The sequence below is a fragment of the Nocardioides sp. CPCC 206348 genome, assembly GCF_048654705.1.
In the GTDB taxonomy this organism is placed as follows: Bacteria; Actinomycetota; Actinomycetes; order Propionibacteriales; family Nocardioidaceae; genus Nocardioides.
This window is the reverse complement of the sequence record NZ_JBMCZA010000145.1, coordinates 2,897-3,125: the sequence shown is the minus strand read 5'-3', so window position 1 is coordinate 3,125 and position 229 is coordinate 2,897. Positions and strand designations below refer to the sequence as shown.

Annotated in this window: 1 protein-coding gene; it reads left to right on the top strand. The window is 70.3% G+C overall.

The annotated features are described in order from the left end of the window. Positions 1 to 229: hypothetical protein (locus ACOADB_RS10020; RefSeq protein WP_378597816.1), on the top strand; the 229-nt coding region annotated here is incomplete at both ends.

Sequence of the window (229 nt, the reverse complement as noted above, 5' to 3'; positions counted from 1 at the left end):
GCGCAGTGGACGCCCACCGGCCTGTTCGAGGACGGCGCCGTGCTGTGCGAAGGCGAGCTGATCCACTGGGCAGCCGATCCGGCTGCGAAGAAGCTCTTCGTCCTGACCGACGAGGACGCCACCATCACGCAGCTGTCCGTGAGCGCACCCGGCCCGCACACGGAGCACGGCGACCTCGAGGTCGGGTCGACGTACGGCGAGCTCAAGCGGGCGTTCCCCACCCTCACCC